14 protein-coding genes are annotated in these 18,124 nt (G+C 51.5%); 4 read left to right on the top strand and 10 right to left on the bottom strand.

Annotation, left to right across the window (positions count from 1 at the left end):
* Nucleotides 1–35 precede the first annotated feature (35 nt).
* Nucleotides 36–2,483 carry a ligase-associated DNA damage response DEXH box helicase gene (locus OIK42_RS03825; protein ID WP_273638461.1) on the bottom strand — a complete coding sequence of 816 codons (2,448 nt, stop codon included), beginning with the start codon at nucleotides 2,481–2,483 and terminating at the stop codon, nucleotides 36–38.
* Between the two features lie 166 nt (nucleotides 2,484–2,649).
* On the opposite strand from OIK42_RS03825, the gene OIK42_RS03820 reads away from it, so the two are divergent.
* From OIK42_RS03820 to OIK42_RS03810, 3 genes are all read left to right on the top strand, one after another.
* The gene (locus OIK42_RS03820; protein ID WP_273638460.1) at nucleotides 2,650–2,973 is read left to right on the top strand and encodes a hypothetical protein; all 324 of its coding nucleotides are present in this window, start codon (nucleotides 2,650–2,652) and stop codon (nucleotides 2,971–2,973) included.
* Between the two features lie 70 nt (nucleotides 2,974–3,043).
* A complete protein-coding gene (locus tag OIK42_RS03815; RefSeq protein WP_273638459.1) occupies nucleotides 3,044–4,078 on the top strand; it encodes a ligase-associated DNA damage response exonuclease in 1,035 nt (344 codons plus the stop codon).
* Nucleotides 4,078–5,661 (top strand): cisplatin damage response ATP-dependent DNA ligase, encoded by a 1,584-nt coding sequence (locus OIK42_RS03810; RefSeq protein ID WP_273638458.1) that lies wholly within the window; start codon nucleotides 4,078–4,080, stop codon nucleotides 5,659–5,661. The genes OIK42_RS03815 and OIK42_RS03810 overlap by 1 nt, the downstream gene beginning before the upstream one ends.
* A gap of 4 nt (nucleotides 5,662–5,665) precedes the next feature.
* Here OIK42_RS03810 and OIK42_RS03805 read toward each other — a convergent pair whose 3' ends face one another.
* From OIK42_RS03805 to OIK42_RS03775, 7 genes are all read right to left on the bottom strand, one after another.
* On the bottom strand, nucleotides 5,666–7,348 hold the full coding sequence (locus OIK42_RS03805; RefSeq protein WP_273638457.1) for a DUF7305 domain-containing protein: 1,683 nt from the start codon (nucleotides 7,346–7,348) through the stop codon (nucleotides 5,666–5,668).
* Between the two features lies 1 nt (nucleotide 7,349).
* A complete protein-coding gene (locus OIK42_RS03800; RefSeq protein WP_273638456.1) occupies nucleotides 7,350–7,913 on the bottom strand; it encodes a PilW family protein in 564 nt (187 codons plus the stop codon).
* On the bottom strand, nucleotides 7,907–8,317 hold the full coding sequence (locus tag OIK42_RS03795; protein ID WP_273638455.1) for a type IV pilus modification PilV family protein: 411 nt from the start codon (nucleotides 8,315–8,317) through the stop codon (nucleotides 7,907–7,909). The genes OIK42_RS03800 and OIK42_RS03795 overlap by 7 nt, the downstream gene beginning before the upstream one ends.
* Before the next feature lie 17 nt (nucleotides 8,318–8,334).
* The gene (locus OIK42_RS03790; protein ID WP_273638454.1) at nucleotides 8,335–8,796 is read right to left on the bottom strand and encodes a GspH/FimT family pseudopilin; all 462 of its coding nucleotides are present in this window, start codon (nucleotides 8,794–8,796) and stop codon (nucleotides 8,335–8,337) included.
* A 7-nt stretch (nucleotides 8,797–8,803) separates the two neighbouring features.
* Nucleotides 8,804–9,202: a type IV pilin protein gene (locus OIK42_RS03785; RefSeq protein ID WP_273638453.1), complete on the bottom strand. Its 399-nt coding sequence runs from the start codon at nucleotides 9,200–9,202 to the stop codon at nucleotides 8,804–8,806.
* Between the two features lie 299 nt (nucleotides 9,203–9,501).
* Nucleotides 9,502–12,492 carry a diguanylate cyclase gene (locus OIK42_RS03780; RefSeq protein WP_273638452.1) on the bottom strand — a complete coding sequence of 997 codons (2,991 nt, stop codon included), beginning with the start codon at nucleotides 12,490–12,492 and terminating at the stop codon, nucleotides 9,502–9,504.
* A gap of 433 nt (nucleotides 12,493–12,925) precedes the next feature.
* Nucleotides 12,926–14,146 (bottom strand): permease, encoded by a 1,221-nt coding sequence (locus tag OIK42_RS03775; RefSeq protein WP_273638451.1) that lies wholly within the window; start codon nucleotides 14,144–14,146, stop codon nucleotides 12,926–12,928.
* A 463-nt stretch (nucleotides 14,147–14,609) separates the two neighbouring features.
* On the opposite strand from OIK42_RS03775, the gene OIK42_RS03770 reads away from it, so the two are divergent.
* On the top strand, nucleotides 14,610–15,347 hold the full coding sequence (locus OIK42_RS03770) for a PEP-CTERM sorting domain-containing protein (protein WP_273638450.1): 738 nt from the start codon (nucleotides 14,610–14,612) through the stop codon (nucleotides 15,345–15,347).
* A 195-nt stretch (nucleotides 15,348–15,542) separates the two neighbouring features.
* Here OIK42_RS03770 and ubiG read toward each other — a convergent pair whose 3' ends face one another.
* Together ubiG and OIK42_RS03760 are read right to left on the bottom strand one after the other, a co-directional pair.
* Nucleotides 15,543–16,316, bottom strand: coding sequence for a bifunctional 2-polyprenyl-6-hydroxyphenol methylase/3-demethylubiquinol 3-O-methyltransferase UbiG (ubiG, locus tag OIK42_RS03765; RefSeq protein ID WP_273638449.1), 774 nt, complete (start codon nucleotides 16,314–16,316; stop codon nucleotides 15,543–15,545).
* Nucleotides 16,317–16,429: 113 nt separating this feature from the next.
* Nucleotides 16,430–18,070, bottom strand: a complete 1,641-nt coding sequence (locus tag OIK42_RS03760) for an acetolactate synthase large subunit (protein ID WP_273638448.1) — start codon at nucleotides 18,068–18,070, stop codon at nucleotides 16,430–16,432.
* Between the last annotated feature and the right edge of the window lie 54 nt (nucleotides 18,071–18,124).

Raw genomic sequence — 18,124 nt, 5'->3', positions numbered from 1 at the left:
TGTTATACCCGCTGGTTAGCAACAAACAAACGGACCTAGTCATCAGACAACAACGCCCTGATGTCATCCAGCATCGCTTCTGCCTCGGCATAAAGAGTGGCCTGATCCAATAAGGCCTGCTCCCCGGCCCCTTTCACTTGCTCACTGCGCACATCCAGCACAATCGGAATGGCCATCGGTGACACTTTAGGTAAATCCTTAAACTGAGTTTTACCGACAAAGCGGATCAGCATATCGGCCAGCCGGCGCAAATCAAGCAGTTCGCGCTCGGCATCGTCGCGGGCGACTTTCAGCAAGATGTGATCAGGCTCGTACTGGCGAAGCGTATCGTAGATCAGATCGGTCGAAAAGGTCACCTGCTTCATGGTTTTGCGGGTACTGTGATAGCGCTGTTCAGTAAGGCCGCTCACTATCGCAACCTGACGAAATGAGCGCTTGAGCATAGGCGCATTTAACATCCAGTCTTCGAGTTCATCGCCGAGTATATCGGGCTGAAACAAGCTATCGATATGAGCCTCGTCTAACGGCTTTAAGGCACAGATGGACAAGCCGTAATCGGTGACACTAAAACTTAAGGGTTTCAGACCAAGCTTTTCCATCCGCCGGGTAATGAGCATGCCCAGAGTTTGGTTGGCCTTACGGCCTTCAAAGGTATAGTACAACGAATAAAACGCCTGCCGGTAAGGAAACTGTTCAATGAGGATGTTATCAGCGCTGGGGATCACCGAAAACGCCTGTTGTAGCGACAGCCACTCCTGTACTTGCGCCGGCAGGTTTTGCCATTGTTGGGGGGTATTCAGCAAGGCACGTACGCCATCGGCCAGGTAGGTCGAAAGCGGCAGTTGCCCGCCTACGTAGCTGGGAATTTTAGGTTCTTTGCCTTTGTCGGGCCTGGCATGTAACTGCATATCCCGAATAGCTTCAAAACGCAGCATCTCCCCGGCAAACAAAAAGGTGTCGCCCGGCGTAAGCTGCTGGGCAAAATACTCTTCCACTTCGCCAATAATTTTGCCCTGATTACCACGGCGAATGCGTTTAACCTTGAGCTTCCCGGCCTCAACAATGGTGCCGATATTCTGCCGGTGACGCTGCACCACCCGCTGACTGGCAGGTTTAAAGGTACCATCGTCCAGAGGCTGTAAGCGCTGATAGCGCTCGTAAGCTTTAAGCGCATAGCCGCCATCCACACTAAATTGCCACAGGTGTGTAAACTCTGCGTCGCGGAGCCCCTGATAGGGAAACGCATCAAGGATCTGCCGGTATATCTCCTCCGGCGCCGCCGCCCTGGAACATAAGCAATTAATGATAAACTGCGGAATAATATCCAGTGCCCCGGACTGCACAGTGGCTCCGTCACGCTCGCCCGCACCTATGGCACTAATCGCGGCCTCACATTCCAACGCTTCAAAACGGTTAGCAGGCACCAACAGCGCTTCACTGGCTTCATCCAAACGGTGATTCGCGCGTCCGATGCGCTGCAATAATCGACTAACACCTTTAGGTGCGCCAACCTGAATAACCAAATCCACGTCGCCCCAGTCGATACCTAACTCCAGCGCTGACGTAGTGACAATAGCGCGCAGCTGGCCGCTGGCCATCATCGCTTCGGTTTTGCGGCGCTGCTCTTTACTTAACGAGCCATGATAGAGCGCAATGGGTAGCACCTGGCTGTTTTCACTCCACAATAACTGAAACAACAATTCAGCCTGTGCCCGGGTATTAACAAATACCAGGGTAGTACCGGCGTTGACAATCGCCTGATAGATATCACCAATTGCATATTTGGCCATGAAGCCGCCAAAAGGCATGCGCTGCGCCGAGGTGAGAATACTGATATTCGGTTTAGCGGTATCTTCAACCTGCAACAGACTAACCGGCTCACCGGTTGGCCCCAGCCAGTTGGCCACAAGTTCGGGCTCAGCTACCGTCGCCGACAACCCCACCCGCAGGTAGTGGGGCGACAGGTAGCGTAATCGAGCCAGTGCCAGGGTTGTAAAATCGCCACGTTTGTTGCCAATTAAACTGTGCACCTCATCAATGATCACCGTTTTGAGTTTACCAAATATTTGCGGGGCATCGGCATAAGAGAGCATTAGCATCAGCGACTCTGGCGTGGTTAACAGAATGTGCGGTGGGCGCTTGCGTTGTCGCTGGCGTTTGTGCGACGGCGTATCACCGGTACGCGTTTCAACGCGCACCGGCAGCGACATTTGCTCGATAGGCGCCATCAGATTACGGTAAATATCCTGGGTTAGCGCCTTAAGCGGCGAAATATAAAGAGTATGTAAATACTCACTATCAACATTTTGTAAATCAATCAGCGAAGGTAAAAAACCTGACAACGTTTTACCCGCGCCGGTTGGTGCGATCAGCAAGGTGGCCTGTCCGGTTTGCGCTCGTTGAAGCATCTCAGCCTGATAATCGCGCAGCGACCAGCCCCGGGCATTAAACCATTGATTAAACTGCTCAGGTAATGTCGACATGCACCGATCCTGGACATGCATTGAAGACAGTGGAGATTAACAGCAAAAATTATCCTGTAGGGCAGTCAGTAAGATAATAATACTACGCCTAAAGCCGGTGATTGGTTTATTGTTGCGATGCTGCTAACCTGCACTCATCTAATTCAGGTCTTTGATGATAAACACAATGAAACAGTCTGTGGTAGTAGCCGCTTTAACATTGAGCACACTGGGCGTTGGCTGCAGCGATGCACAACTGCCGACTATCGGCCGTACCCAGGGCGACGTGCCAATGCTCCGGTTGATCAAATTTGATGGTGACCAGCAATGCTATCGTTTTCTGCACGACGTTTTGTTTGAAGCGCCCTTTGCTGATGGTATGGCATATAAGCAATCTACTTGTTTGCATAAAGATAAAAAAATCGGCCGTAAAACAGCCGCAGAAGTTGCTGCACTGCACGTCTCGCTTACCTCAGACGGTGAATACTATATTGTCAAAAGTGGTTATTAAGTTGCACTGATACCTTTGGGCAAACGCCGCGTATAAGAAGCAAATTCACCGCTCATGTGGACCAAGCCCATTGCAAGTAGAGAACTGGTTACAACCCCGCGAACACGGGTTGTATTGCCTGCCCGCCGATTGCTATATCGACCCGACAGTGCCGGTCAGACAGGCACTGATTACCCACGGTCATGCTGACCACGCCATCGCCGGCCATGAGGACGTCATTGCGACTGCCGCAACACTGGCGATTATGCATACCCGCTACGGCATTGATATGGCCGGCAGTACCCAATCAGTCGATTATGAGCAATCCATTGCCATTGGCGCACACAAAGATCCGGTCCGCTGTACTTTTTATCCGGCCGGTCATATTCTTGGTTCAGCCCAAATCCTGCTTGAATACCGTGGCAGCCGGGCTGTGGTGTCCGGTGACTATAAACGCCAGGATGATCCTACCTGCCTGCCTTTCACGGCTGTTCCCTGCGATGTGTTTATTACCGAAGCGACTTTTGCCCTGCCGGTATTCAGCCACCCGCCCATCGAAAATGAATGCCAGAAACTGCTGGACTCGGTGGCACTGTTTCCTGACCGCTGTCATCTGGTAGGGGTATACGCATTGGGTAAATGCCAGCGCATGATTCTGGCCCTGCGGGCGCTGGGTTACCACAAGCCAGTTTATCTGCATGGCGCTCAGCGTAAATTATGCGACCTTTACCAGCAGTTTGGCATTGATCTCGGTGAGCTAATCGATGTCGCCACGGTAACGAATAAAGCATCGCTGGCAGGAGAGATCGTGCTCGCGCCGCCATCGGCGCTCAGCAGTCGCTGGTCACGTTCATTGCCTCATGCCCGCAAAGCCATGGCCTCTGGCTGGATGCAAATTCGTGCCCGGGCTCACCAGCGCCAGGTCGAACTGCCGCTGGTGGTCTCCGATCACTGTGATTGGCAGGCCCTGCTGGACACTATTGGTGAGGTTAATCCCCAGGAAGTGTGGGTAACCCATGGTCGCGAAGATGCCCTGCTCCACCAGCTAAATCTCAGTGGCATAAAGGCCCGGGCGCTGTCACTGGTGGGCTACAGTGATGAAAGTAATGAAGAGGGCGGCGATTAATGGAAGCCTTCAGCGAACTCCTCCAGCAGCTTTATTTCACCAGCAGCAATAATGAGAAGAGCCGCTTGTTACGGGACTATCTGGCGCGAACCCCAGATCCTGATCGCGGCTGGGCTATCGCAGCCCTGGCCGGCACCCTGAACTTTGAGTTTTTTAAACGTCAGACAATCAAATCACTCATGCTTGAACGCCTTGATCCGGCACTCTTTGCTATGAGCTACGACTACGTCGGCGAGATGAGTGAAACCGTCGCCCACCTGTGGCCCGACAGCACAGCGCCAATCATCTTACCCACCTTAAGTGAACTCATTGAGCAATTCCAACAGGCTAACCGCGAAGAAGTTAAAGCGCTACTGATCAAGTATTTATCCGCCATGACCCCGGCACAGCGCTGGTCGCTGCTAAAACTGGGCACCAGAGGTTTACGCGTGGGGCTCTCAGCCCGCAGTGTAAAGCGCATACTAACGGAATACGGTGGCGCACAGGTGCAGCTCAGCGACGTAGAGTCAATTTGGCACGCGGTAAAACCGCCCTATACGGAGCTGTTTAGCTGGTTGGAGGGCAATGGTGCAAAACCCGATATTCGCGGGGCTGTCACCTACCACCCGGTGATGCTTGCCCATCCTTTGCCTGATAATAATCCGGCATCACTAACCATCAGCGACTGGCAAATAGAATATAAATACGATGGCATTCGCGTGCAGTTGGTTATCACTGAGCAGGGCAAAGCGTTGTTCAGCCGCACCGGCGATGACATTAGTGCGGCCTTTCCCGATTTACTCGGGCATGTCGACGAGCCCGGTGTCATCGATGGTGAATTATTGATAATAAAAGAGGGTAAGGTAGATACCTTCAACGCCCTCCAGCAACGCCTTAACCGCAAAAAGCCCGGCAAAAAACTGATGACAGAATCACCGGCCGGACTCATGGTTTACGATATACTGATTAACGGTGACACCGCCGTTACCGACCTGCCCTTAGCCCAACGCCGTAAACAACTTGAGCAATGGCTGGTCAAACAAAATAGTCATCGCATGCTGTTATCGCCAGATATTAATGTCACCAGCCTGGCAAAGTTACGGGACAGCTATGCCAGCGCATCGGCGGATCCCGGCGTTGAAGGGCTAATGCTTAAACGCAAAAACAGTGTGTATCAGGCTGGCCGGCCCAGCGGCCAGTGGTATAAATGGAAGCGCGAGCCCAAACACCTTGATGCGGTTATCATGTACGCCCAACGCGGCCACGGTAAGCGGTCGAGCTATTACTCCGACTTTACCTTTGGGGTATGGCACGATGATAAACTTTTACCCATAGGTAAGGCTTATTCCGGCTTTACCGACGAAGAACTTAAAAAGCTGGATAACTGGGTACGTCGCAATGGCATTGGCCGCTTTGGCCCGGTCAGAGAAGTCAAAAAGAACCTGGTGGTTGAGGTGGCCTTCGATGCTATTCATCCGTCTAAACGCCACAAGTCAGGCGTGGCGCTGCGCTTTCCGCGCTTTCACCGCATTCGCTGGGATAAGCCCGCCAATGAAGCTGATACGCTGGATTCGGCTAAAGCGCTGTTAACTGACCACCAATAGTTATTCAATACGTGTAGAGCCCGTCAAGGTTGATTGTCCCTTGTCCGCCCTGGGTTTGGGTGGGAATGGTGCTCGAACCAAGTGCTTCATCGAAGTGGATCCCGCCGGCACCGGTTACCTGCACGATATTACCGATAACCGCCCCGTATAACTCACCGGCACCGCGAATATCAACGTTAGCAAAGGGCGCGTAGACAGCCGAGTAAATATCCGACGAGCCGCTAATCTCAATGCCTATATCTTCGTCGTTAGCAGACACATAGTTTGAGAATATCGACAGTGCCGGCAAGCCGGTGCTTGTCATCCCATGCTGTTGAATAGATATTGCGCCGCCGGTAAAGCTGAACCGCCCCTCAATATAGAGGGTGAGGCTGCTGCCGACCGCGATAGTTAAATCGACACCGCCGTGCATGGTAAAATCCTGGCTGATATAGACGATGACATCACCGCCGCTAATATCCAGCGTGCCATTTTGGCTGACACTCAGACTGTTAACCCGGTATGCTGACACCGTATTGCCTTCGACCATGAGGGTTTCAGGAGTCAGGATTGCGCTATTGCTGTTGTCGGTAAACACCCCTTCGCTGGGCGTCAGGCTATAGTTGCGTTGCATCCAGGGACCAATAGTCAGATCGGGCAGTACCGTAGCACTGCGTAAGTCAGCCATTGTGGCTTCAATGCCCAGTGGATCGCATTGTGCGTATGTCTCGCTGTCGGCACTACCAGAGTTGGGGACCAAAGGAATATCCGGATCGGTGTGAATAAAGCCACTGGTATCGCCATTCCAGTTGGCAGGTACAATCAGGCTGCCGGCATAGCGGAGCACGCCGGTCTCGATAACAGAGTTCCAGGTGAGTGTGGCATCACCGTCAGTTTCCACATCCCCATAAACGCCAACTGATGCCTGGGTATAGTTTCCTCTGGCGCGAACTGAACCACTGACCCGGTAACCGTACGCGCCATTGCCGCCCAGAATAGCAATATCACCGTTAGCGCGAATGTCACCCATAACCGGTGATGAACCCAGCAGGGTGACGTTACCAGTGCCAAGCACATTGCCTTGCACCGGAGAATTACCCTGTAATTCGATATCAGCGCCAGGGATAATAGTGGATACCGTGGCATTCCCCGACGCAATGCTGCTGGTGTAATTGCCGCGCGTCGAATCAAAACTATCGACCAGCCCCGACCCCTGCAAACTTACCCCGTTACACCCGGTTACGGCGCTGATAAACGGTGACGGCGAAACCGGACCGGCGGGCGCAAAATTGATCAGGCCGCCAATGACTTTTTCACTTTCAAAGCTGTTGCCAGTGCTGATCAACTCAATCGTATTGGTGTCGCGGGCAACCGCGACCTCAAAGACTGAGCCGTCGACGCTGCCCGTGCCCTGCAAAGCAAGATTTTGATTATTCAGCTGATTGAGCAATTCTTCTGCGCTGTTTATCGGCGTCGAAGATGTTGCCAACAGGTTTTTCAATGCGCTAAATACACTGTAAATCCCCTGTTCAGCGGCTAACTGTGCGTTGAGCTGCTTGCGCATGTTACCGCTCGTTCTCTCTTGCTGTATGTTAGCCTGTATGGTTTTAAATACGATAACACTGGCCATCAGCAGCAATAGCAGGACAAACACCAGCGTAAAACCCTGCGTTCGTGCAGCGAACCCCATTCTTGATCTGGACATCATCTCAGGCACCTCCGCTTAAAACCAGGGAATGCATGGCATAGCGCAACTCCACACCATTGGGAAAATTACCCGGCATGCCGGCGGTATTGACGCGCACAGCGACCATGTCATTGACGCCATTACCATTGATGTCCATTAACGTAAAGCCCAACTCGGTGACATTGGTTATCACCGGTATGGCGCCGCTGCCCTGGCCGTCGTCGCACAATATGTCTGGTGCGCTGAAAGAGTAAACTTCTGTTACGTTAGCGGTAACGCGATTGCCCTGACATGTCACGATTGGCGCCTGAGAGGCCGCATAGGTATGGGATATCGTCAGTTGCCCGGCGTTCAGTGTAGGCTGAGTACTGGCATTTTTAATGCTGCGGGAAAATACCTGCATGGCGAAACGAACCACTTCCTGGGATTCCTGCAGATTTTCGCTATCTTCCACCAGCCCCTTAATGCCCACATAGGCGGTAATAATCCCGGTAAGCAAAAATGAACTGATGAGTAATGCAACTAATAATTCAACCAGTGAAAAGCCTGCCGTACGGGCACTGCGGGTCGCTGTGACGTTTAGCATGAGGGCACTCCGGTTAAATTAGGGAAGCTGGCTTCGATGACCGCGGCATTGACATTACCGTCCTGCAGCCGTTCGTCTGCCCAGGAAACCGTGACCGGAAAATTTGTACACAGCGTTCCCGGTGTCCCCGTATTGAGTTGTAGTTGGTGGCTCGGGTAGGTTGATAAGCTGTCTGTATAGGCACTGTTAAAAGGTTTGCTGCCATCAAAGAAATTGTTGATGTCTGGCCAAATCGTCTCAACTGCATTGTTCCCTTCAACCAGCGCTATGGTGTAATTAAAGCTATTGTGCGCGTATTGCAGGGATTTTAATTGTGCTGCTGCCAACGACAATAAGCCCACACTGGCAACCAGCATGGTGATCAATGCTTCTATCAGGGTTAAACCTTGCTGTTTAGCTTTCATTGGCTTCCGTTTCCAGGCTAAGGGCAACTGCCCACGTTGGTCGTCATCTGGCCGCTCGGCAAAATTGTTAGCACGGAGCAACCTTCGTTATGCAGATTAGCCAGCGTAATTTGCACCGGCATCGTAGCGGGCGGCACAACGGATACGCTGCCCGTTGCGGCAATATTCAACTCAGGCACCTGACTGACCGACACGCCACCGTCAAAATTGCCGGAGTATACAAATACCTCCGCAGTGTCGGCGTCCTGCGCCTGCCAGCGTCTATTAACCAGTTGCATACTCACGTCTGTATTGCGTTTAATCGCCTCTGAGCGGGCCGCCTGATATGTTGCAGCGAGATTGTTGGTCATACTCACCAGGCGTTCTTTGTTAAGCATCGCGGCAAAGGACGGGACAACCAGCGTCGCCAACAGGGCAATGATGGCAACTACCGTCATCAGTTCCAAAAGGGTAAAACCATTGCGAGCAGCGTTTTTCATTAGCAGGTTAACTCCCCCAGCAAACTGCAGGAGTACGCAGCCCGGTGCTGTTGAGAGAGAGCGGCGTGCACAGCGTACCGTCCTGCCTGTCATTGCTTTGTGTAGAGCCGCTCACAGCGGTTGCGGTAATTGTATAGCCTGACGGAGCAGGCGAATTAGCGGGACCTGGCTGATAACTGATCGTATAGCCATCCACCCCACTTGTTGTATAAGTTGTTGGATAGCTTCCCTGGCGCGAGTAGACCCGTTCCAGCACCTGTGCATGTTGCATTAACTCAGCCTGAACACTCACTCGCTTACTTTTGGCAATATGTGACTGATAGACTGGTACCGCCAGCGCCATAAGAATGCCTATAATAGCGACAACAATCATCAGCTCTACTAACGTAAATCCCGGTGAACGCATGTGATAATTCTTAACTTGTTGGACAACGGCAAAGTATGCATATCACACTAATCAAATCAGTGTAACTTAGCAAAGAACATCAGTTGGTTAAGGTGATGTAGTGCGACGGTTAGGTATTTTTATTAATACCTTTCAGATTCATTGTCAATCTCACGGTTAAGGTCGCAACAGCCCAACTCAGATAGCAATCGCTTACTAGCATTGTTGAGCTTACGGTCGTTAGAAGAGGTTCAAACCTGAGTGCCCAGGAGGAATGTTAAGGTTGGTCAATTGAATAAGTAACCGCCTGAGCGCCGCGACTATTGCGCGACTTCGATGCGGTTACGGCCATTTTGTTTGGCCTTGTAGAGCAAGGCGTCCGTACGCGACAGCAGTCGCTCAAGCGGCTCACCGCCAATGTACTGAGCAGCACCAATACTGATAGTTACCTGTAAGTTTGGGCCGAGCGCCGAGCAGTCTATACCGGCCACCGCGGCGCGGATCCGCTCACTAATGTCTTTAACGTCAGGTATGCCGCTATCAGGCAGCAACAGTGCAAACTCTTCACCGCCCCAGCGCGCCAAAGTATCTGCCTGTCGGCAATGTCGATCGATTTCGTGCGCCACAAGTTTAAGTATTTCATCGCCGACAGCGTGGGTATAAAAATCGTTAACCTGTTTGAAGTGGTCAATATCCAGTAAGGCCAGACACAATGGCAATTGATTGCGACGCGCGAGTGCACATTCCCGCTCAAGTGCTTCGTCAAAAGCTCGCCGGTTAGCAAGCCCGGTAAGGCTATCAAGCCTGGCCTGTTGTTCAAACTCATGTGCTTGCCGCTTGATCTCTGCCAACAATGCCGAACGCTCCCGATCAACAGCCCGCAGATGATCTGCCTGTTGTTTTAATTCGAGAGTTTTAGCAGCGACCTGCGCCGACAGCAGCTCAGCGCTGCGTTTAAGACTTCGCAACCGCCAGCGATGGACCACAAAGACGAGAGCAGCGCTGGTAAGTAGCATTGCCAACCAGAATATCGGACGCTGCCAAAAGTGTGGCGCAACGCTGAAACTGTAGCTGGCATACTGCTCATTCCAGCTTCCCTGAGGATAGGCGGCGGTGACCAGAAAACGGTAATCGCCGGGTGGCAGGCTAGTATATTCAGCGGTATTATTCGTCCCGCGCTCAATCCATTCATTATCAAACCCCATCAATTGGGTGCGATACTGTATTCGCTGGGGCATAACGAAGCCTAACCCGGCGAACTGCAACTCAACCCGGTTGGTCCCAGCGGAAAGCCGACCAGCTTGCGCCCGTGGTATGGCTTTACCATTTACTTTAACCCCCTCTATGACAACCGGCAGACGCGTAGCTGCGAAACGTTCCAGTTCACCTGGGTCAACGCGACTAGCGCCTTTAGAGGTGGCAAACCAGATACTGCCATTGTGGTCCAGCGCGGCAGCCTGCATTGACCCACCATTAGCCTGGGCACTTTGCAGCCCATCGCTTTCACCAAAAAGTTCGTACTTCAGTGCGGTTGTCTGACCGGCCAAATACTGATCAATTTGGTGACGGTCAAAACGCATGATACCGCGGTTACTACTGAGCCAGATATTGTGACCCTGATCAATAATCGCCTGTAACACTTTATCAAAAGGCAGACCGGCCTTGCGGCCCAGCATTGTCATATGTGCACTGTTCAGGTCAAATGCCACTAATCCGCGATCAGTTGCCATCCACAGGATGCCAGCTTCTGGATCAGGGGTAAAACCAAACGCATATTTAGCGCCATCAAGGCTGCTAAAATCCAATGCTTTAATTTGTCCATCAGGATAACGCACCGCAACACCGCCGCCAGTGCCGATAAAAAGACGACCGTCGTGATGCAGGTATAAGGCCATTATGAAAGGCGTTGGCAGCCCATGCTCACGCGTAAAACTGTGCACGCCAGTTTCATCCACATAATTTAACCCCTGTCCGGTACCGACCCACAGACCTCCGCCTGGCCCAAAAGCAATAGCGCGGATTTCATTAGCTAACAAGCCATTCCGTCTGTCATACTGACTAACGATACGTCCGTCGCGCCACTGCACGATGCCGTCAGAATAAGTGCCAATCCACACAGAACCATCCGGCGCCTCGCGCAAGCTCAAAATAGACTGGCCCGCGCTCACCGCTGAAAGATCAATCGCCTCAACCTTATTGTTGCGAAGACGACTTACACCCTGACTGCTACCGATCCAGACACTACCATCGCTATGAGCCAGTACGGTGCGGATATAATCGCCACTTAACCCATGCTCCGAAGTGAGCGTTACAAACGGCGCATCCCGTAGTCGGAATAGCCCGCCGTTGGTTCCCACCCAGATGCTGCCCTCACGATCCTCAAACAACGAGAGGATACGATTATTAGGTAAACCTTTTGCCATACTCAGGGTTTCCAGACCGCGCTCGCTGTAGCGCAGCAAACCATGGTCCGTAGTACCAATCCAGACTTGCTTGCCGCTGACTAACAACGTGGATACCGGCAGATCTGATATTCCTGGTGCGAATACTTGCACTCTGCCAGACTCGTAGCGATAAAGGCCACGCTCTGTACCAATCAGCAAACTATCACCGTATCGTTTGAGGGCAAATACAGGAGCCTCAGGTAAACCGGCTACTGGCGTAACCAGTACCGTCTTGTCCCGATTAGTCAGGCGCACTAATCCGCTACCGGTGCCAGCCCAAACGCTACCATCATACTCAGCCAGTATGCTGTGTACTACATCGTTACCAACCCCTTCAGTGATTGCGAACTGTCGCCTTTCGCCGTCAGGTGCATGCCGAAACAGCCCTTTGCCCTCGGTTGCCAGCCAAAGGTTGCCCTGACTATCTTCTGCCACTGCATTAATCAGTACGTTGAGCTCAGGCAAGCTTTGCCACCCCATAGCAGCACGCTTGCTTATTCCTCCCCTTGCGCCAACCATGATTAGGTTGTGCTGCCGATCCCGGCTGATTGCGCGGATGCCAGAGTCAGGTAAACCAGTCAACTCACCACGACCGAAGACCCGAAACTCGCGACCATTAAAACGGGCGGCACCCTCCCAGGTACCTATCCACAAATACCCGTCTTCACTTTGCTGCAAACTATTAATGGTGTTATGAGGCAGGCCATCACGGGTCGTCCAGGTTTCCTGGAAATAATCGGTTAACGGCGCAGGGGCGGCATTTGATGACAAACAAAACGGCAGGAATAGTCCGGTGAGCACCAGACAAAGGATTTCCGCCCTAATTCGCACTGACCGTCGGGACAGGCTCTTTGCTTTAATGGACATTACTACTTATCCCAGATCCGCAAATGATAGCTGTGGCCGGTTGACCTTTTTGGTGTATTTTTAGATCTTTTATCTACCATTTGAGCAAGGCGGATGTTGGCAGGATTACTGATTATAAATCCGCGACATTCACCACGGTATAAATGCTAAACAGGATCTGCCCGAAGCGTCCGGAGTAAGGCTCTGCACCGCGGCACAGAGCATTGCGGTGACAGTACCGTTTCGCGATTAAAACACTGCCAGACAGACCAAAATCTATACACTGAAGACCAACCGAACCCATTAAAATATAATCGATTAAGAATACTTCAAATCAGCCAAAACGCAAAGTTAAATGCATTGATATCTGCGGTGCTAAAACCACTTTTTATGCCTTTAGCCCATGGGCTGGTTAACCGCTTAAACCGCCACTCCCCGGGGGATTTCATATGCTTTAAAAGGCGGGTACTACAACAGCACCTCCCACCAGCCACAGCACGGCCGCAGCAGATAATGACAGCATGATCACATCAGCAACCGAGCGGGTTGAGTCTGAGTCCGATTGCTGCATTTTCTTCATCTGATAAAAAAAGTACAGCATCACCGCTGATACCACCATGAACCCCAGATTCAGATAGAATTGATAATTAATGGCGAAAAAGTCGCGGTTACCCGGATCGATAGCGTCGGCGGTGTTTGGCAGCGCATCGAAAAAGACCAGTACATAATGCATCAGTAACGCGCTTGCCACGATGGCAACCAACATCACTATCAACATGTACAATGCCATTTTCCATCCGTAGTACTGTGCATTGATACGCAGCACCGGCAACACCACCAAATCAGAAAAAATAAATGCCATCACGCCGGCAAACGCAACCCCCTGACCAAATAACACAGCAGCCAGCGGTATATTCCCCATCGAACCAATGAAGGTAAAAAAAGCGGCAAACGGCGCTACAATGGTTTGTACCAGCACGGCCAGAAAGCCGGGATTAGCCGCGTTGTCACCACCTGAACCGATAAACAGTGTTTCAAAAAAAACGGTCGGTACAAACGCCGATATGATGCCGGCCACCGTAAACCCAATCAGCACGTCTTTCCATACCATTTGCCATTCCATGACATACTTCATACCGATTTTTTGCCAGCCTTTCTGACTGGTTAATGTCTGCTTCCAGTCAGCGCCGCCCTCGTCACTACTCGTGTCATCATCAGCGAGTCGCTGACGGGTCTGTTCTACCAGCCGCTTGGGCCGGGTTATCCGGATCAGCGCCCAACTAAACAGGATCAGTAATACACCGCCGACATACTCGCCACTGACAAACTGCCAACCTAAAAACACCGCTATCACCATGCCCAGTTCGATCACCAGATTGGTCGACGCCAGCAAAAAAGCCATAGAAGGCGCCAGTCCGGCCCCCTTCTTAAATAACGTTCGGGTGGTAGCCAGCGCGGCAAAACTACAGGAACTGGAGATGAACCCAAAAAAAGTGCCCAGCGCAATACTTTTAGGACCGTCCTTGCCCATGGTTTTTTGCATTCGTTCACGAGTCACCAGCACCTGGATTAAGCTGCTAACAAAGTAACCTAGCATAAAGGCCCACAATGCCATCCAAAAAAAACCCAGCGAGGTCGTGGCGGCCTCGTGCCAATCTTGTAAGAACTGTGTCATATCATCCTTTGGTTGATGGCTTCTGGTTTAAGCTTAAGGCAGTGAGCAGTAACATGCAAAGTCAGTCGCTAAGGCGTGCTCGCTTATAGCTGCTAAACACAAACCGGCTACCTCAACCGTTTTACCTTACACCGAGACTTCATTAATTAGCGGCGGCAATCATGTTGCTGTGGTATTTCGTTAGGATGCCAACCACGATTGCCGTCTGATTTAACCTTAGAAAAATGACAAGCCCTTGAGGTGTTAAGCGGGACAACTTTGTCAGGTAGCGACACCTCAAATTGTCGACTTTTTTTACACTCTTATATGCGCGCATCACACCTGAAATGCAAGCTATTGCTTTTTATCAATAAATAATTATGGCCTGTTAATTGCTGATTTAACTGCAATAAATTAGACAAGTCTGCATGGACTCCCTGCAGACTCATCCGGATACCCTGGTTCGCGAAGGAGCTGAACTTAAATGTTAAAGAAACTGCTGGTTAGTGTGTGTGCATTGGCTTTCTGTCACAATGCATCGGCGGCTTTGGTTAGTTACAATGGATATACCTTAAACGAGAGTACAAATATTGTTACTGGCGGCGGTTTACAATGGCTGCAATGGGATTTAACCATTGGCCAAAGCGTTGACGATGCCCTGGCAATTTATGCATCACAAGGCTGGACAATAGCCACTAACGTGCAAATGGCAGCGCTGTTTAATACTTTTGTATTTGGCGCTAATACGGCCCTGTACAACGGCTCCATTAATCCTGCGAATGTACCGGTCACTAATGGCGTCTGGGATACGGATGAAAATACCACGCAGTATACCTATAACAGAGACGGCGCAACTATCGCGACGGATCCTGAGAAACAGTTTGTAGCCTTATTTGGTCAGACCTATTTGAACTTTCCGACCGCGACGCAGGCGTCGAACCCTTACGAATATTCAGCTGCATGGTTTGGTATTGATCAGGACGGCGATGGCTTCCATAACGTTGCACGTGTGTCGGATGAATACTTGCGGACCGGCCAAACCGTTGCCAACCGCGGTCTGACTCGCCTGGCTAACGACTCAATTTTGGCTGAAGACATCGGCAACCAAACCGGCGTGGCCTTAGTGAGAGCAGCAAACGTTCCGGAGCCTGCGGGTATATTACTGTTTGCCCTGGGTATTTTAGGGCTTCGCGCAGTGCGCGGAAAACGCCGCACCGCATAAGCCTGGCCGATAATGGCCATAAAGCTTTCATGATGCAAAGCACACAAAAAACGCACTTACCTTAATGGTAGTGCGTTTTTTTATCCTTACGCGCAGGCCTGCACACAATCGCGATTCATTTTGGTCGGCCAGAGACGGTATTTATGCTCATGGCATACGCAAGGAAACTAAGTTTTGCGGCCTTGGTGACCAGGCCTACTTGTTGGACGCACGTTGATAACATTGAAGATAGTTTACCTGTAAAGAATCACATAGCCGCCACTGACCAGAAAAGGGATTCAGTTTCATGCCGGTTTCACAGACCAGTGTAAAATCCTCTGCCGCGACCCAGGCCGCAAGCTCACCCGGTTTAACAAACATTTTCCAGTCGTGAGTGCCGACAGGAAGATAGCGCATGACATACTCGGCACCCACTATGGCAATTACCCATGATTTAATCGTACGATTCAGCGTCGCTAACACCAGCATGCCCTGCTCATTCACCAGCCTGGCACACTGTTCAATCAGCGCAGGCTGATCAGGCACATGTTCAACGACTTCGGCATTAATCACCGCGTCAAAGGTCTGATTCGCACTGAGTAATTCATCCGCCAGGCAATGCCGGTAGTCAATCTCCAGCTGTGACTGCCCGGCATGGCGTTTCGCAACTTCAATGCTGGTGGCACTGGCGTCAATACCTGTTACCAGTGCACCGCGACGTGCCAGCGCCTCGCTTATCAGCCCACCGCCGCAGCCTACATCAAGAATTCGTAACCCTGACAGGCAGTCGGCTGCTTGTGGACTGCGCCCATGGTGACTGGCTAGCTGCGTAACAATGTACTCAGTTCGGGTGGCATTAAAGGCCAGCGCGGTTTTGTATTTGCCTTGCGGATCCCACCATTCACTTGCCAGTGCATTAAAGCGTGCCACTTCTTCGGCTGACACATTTTCTGTTGTCACCGGCTCACTTAACTCACTTTTATCAAGCATAGCCATTTACTCTTTTATTGAAACCGGTTGGGCGGCGTTGGTTTAACGCCGCGGGAACATGCCGGGATATCACCCGTTGTCCACATTAGCAGACTGTCAGGCTCACTGCGCTATCACAAGCGTTCGCTCAACTTGCGTATATCCTGATTAAGCGTTTTATCGTTCTGGCTGTAATCTACCGGGCAATCGATGACATGTACACCGGGTGTTTGCAGGCACTCTCGCATAAGCGGACCGAGCTCGTCGATTGCCGTGACACGGTGACCGCTGGCACCATAACTGTTGGCATATTCAACAAAGTCCGGATTACCATAATCCAGGCCGAAGTTATCAAACTCCATGTGCGCCTGTTTCCACTTAATCATACCGTAAGCGTCATCCCTTAAGATCAATACCACTACATGTAAGTTGAGTCTCACTGCGGTTTCGATTTCCTGACTATTCATCATAAAACCGCCATCACCGCATACCGCCATCACGGGTTTGTCAGGGTATACCAGTTTAGCCGCCATGGCCGACGGCAGTCCTGCGCCCATGGACGCCAGAGCATTATCCAGTAACAAGGTGTTGGGTCCGTAGGCCGGATAATTTCGCGCGAACCAAATTTTATACACGCCGTTGTCGAGCGTGACAACGCCATCGTCCGGCATTACCGCCCGCACCTCATTGACCAGTCGTTCGGGTAAAACCGGAAAACGGTCGTCATTGTCAGACTCGTTACGGTGCTTAACATAAGCGTCGTGTACATCTTTATAAAAGTCCCGTTTCCAGTGATCCTGCGGTGTCAGCCGTTCGTTAATTTGCCAGACGCTGTTGGCAATATCGCCAACCACTTCGAGCTGTGGAAAATACACCGGATCCACTGCCGCTGATTCAAAATTAATATGAATGACTTTTTGGTTGTCGTGATGCATAAAAAACGGCGGTTTTTCTACCACGTCATGACCGACGTTTATGATCAGATCAGCCCGCTCAATGGCCTTGTGCACGAAGTCGCCATCGGAGAGCGCAGTATTACCCACGAATAACGGATCTGACTCATTTAATACGCCTTTGCCCATCTGCGTTGTTACAAACGGAATACCGGTGTGATCAACCAGGCGTCTGAGCATTTTGGCGGTGAGCTTGCGATTTGCCCCGGCGCCGATAAGCAACAACGGCGAGGTTGCTTGCTCTATCATTGTTTTAGCACCCTCGACCGCTTTTTCTTCGGCCACCGGGCGGCGCGTCTGACTTGGTTTCAGCAGCGGTACTGTGGTGGTTTCGCGGGCAATGTCCTCTGGTATCTCGATATGTGTGGCACCGGGCCGCTCTTCGGCGGCAATACGAAACGACTCGCGAATAACCGAAGGGATCCGTTCACCGCTCACAATTTGGGTGGTGTACTTGGTGATCGGTCGCATCATATCGACCACATCCACCACCTGGAAGCGCCCCTGCTTACTGGTTTTAATGGGTTTTTGACCCGTGATCATCAGCATCGGCATAGCACCTAACTGGGCATAGGCGGCAGGCGTCACAAGGTTCGTCGCGCCAGGGCCTAGTGTGGCAAGGCATACACCTACCTTGCCAGTTAGCCGGCCGTAGGTCGCTGCCATGAAACCGGCGCCCTGCTCATGCCGGGTCAGTACCAGCTTAATCGATGAGTCCCTTAATGATTCAAGGAGGTCCAGGTTCTCCTCGCCAGGAATGCCAAATATGTATTCTACGCCTTCAGCTTCTAACGCTCGTACAAAGAGGTCTGATGCTTTCATATGCCGTCCGTTGTTATGAGTGAATGCTACTCATTGCTACGGCGCAACGGCTAA

The organism is Alteromonas gilva, from assembly GCF_028595265.1.
GTDB lineage: Bacteria > Pseudomonadota > Gammaproteobacteria > Enterobacterales > Alteromonadaceae > Alteromonas > Alteromonas gilva.
The sequence above is the reverse complement of the archived record's forward strand: the minus strand, read 5'-3'. Positions and strand labels throughout refer to the sequence as shown.

Bases quoted from the DNA above. Each gene is read 5' to 3' on its own strand.
- OIK42_RS03825 (WP_273638461.1), bottom strand. From the start codon at position 2,483: ATGTCGACATTACCTGAGCAGTTTAATCAATGGTTTAATGCCCGGGGC.
- OIK42_RS03820 (WP_273638460.1), top strand. From the start codon at position 2,650: ATGAAACAGTCTGTGGTAGTAGCCGCTTTAACATTGAGCACACTGGGC.
- OIK42_RS03810 (WP_273638458.1), top strand. From the start codon at position 4,078: ATGGAAGCCTTCAGCGAACTCCTCCAGCAGCTTTATTTCACCAGCAGC.
- OIK42_RS03805 (WP_273638457.1), bottom strand. From the start codon at position 7,348: ATGATGTCCAGATCAAGAATGGGGTTCGCTGCACGAACGCAGGGTTTT.
- OIK42_RS03800 (WP_273638456.1), bottom strand. From the start codon at position 7,913: ATGCTAAACGTCACAGCGACCCGCAGTGCCCGTACGGCAGGCTTTTCA.
- OIK42_RS03795 (WP_273638455.1), bottom strand. From the start codon at position 8,317: ATGAAAGCTAAACAGCAAGGTTTAACCCTGATAGAAGCATTGATCACC.
- OIK42_RS03790 (WP_273638454.1), bottom strand. From the start codon at position 8,796: ATGAAAAACGCTGCTCGCAATGGTTTTACCCTTTTGGAACTGATGACG.
- OIK42_RS03785 (WP_273638453.1), bottom strand. From the start codon at position 9,202: ATGCGTTCACCGGGATTTACGTTAGTAGAGCTGATGATTGTTGTCGCT.
- OIK42_RS03780 (WP_273638452.1), bottom strand. From the start codon at position 12,492: ATGTCCATTAAAGCAAAGAGCCTGTCCCGACGGTCAGTGCGAATTAGG.
- OIK42_RS03775 (WP_273638451.1), bottom strand. From the start codon at position 14,146: ATGACACAGTTCTTACAAGATTGGCACGAGGCCGCCACGACCTCGCTG.
- OIK42_RS03770 (WP_273638450.1), top strand. From the start codon at position 14,610: ATGTTAAAGAAACTGCTGGTTAGTGTGTGTGCATTGGCTTTCTGTCAC.
- ubiG (WP_273638449.1), bottom strand. From the start codon at position 16,316: ATGCTTGATAAAAGTGAGTTAAGTGAGCCGGTGACAACAGAAAATGTG.
- OIK42_RS03760 (WP_273638448.1), bottom strand. From the start codon at position 18,070: ATGAAAGCATCAGACCTCTTTGTACGAGCGTTAGAAGCTGAAGGCGTA.